The sequence below is a fragment of the Cupriavidus sp. SIMBA_020 genome (assembly GCF_046535395.1).
Lineage (GTDB): Bacteria > Pseudomonadota > Gammaproteobacteria > Burkholderiales > Burkholderiaceae > Cupriavidus > Cupriavidus campinensis.
On the sequence record NZ_JAWRWU010001793.1, the window covers coordinates 1 to 231 of the forward strand.

Here is a 231-nt window from a genome sequence, read left to right on the forward strand (position 1 = left end):
TTCGATGTGGATCGACGTGTAACGGTCGTCCGCAACCACCTTCTCCGAGATCAGAATCGAGTCTTCGAAGTTGTAGCCGTTCCACGGCATGAACGCGATCAGCATGTTCTGACCGAGCGCGAGCTCGCCCAGATCGGTCGACGCGCCGTCAGCCAGCACGTCGCCACGCGACACCCAGTCGCCCATCTTCACGATCGGACGCTGGTTGATGTTCGTGTTCTGGTTCGAACG

At 59.3% G+C, this 231-nt stretch carries 1 protein-coding gene; it reads right to left on the reverse strand.

What is annotated here, in order from left to right:
* The coding region (locus SB751_RS35780; RefSeq protein ID WP_410749704.1) for a hypothetical protein at positions 1-231 on the reverse strand (231 nt) is incomplete at both ends.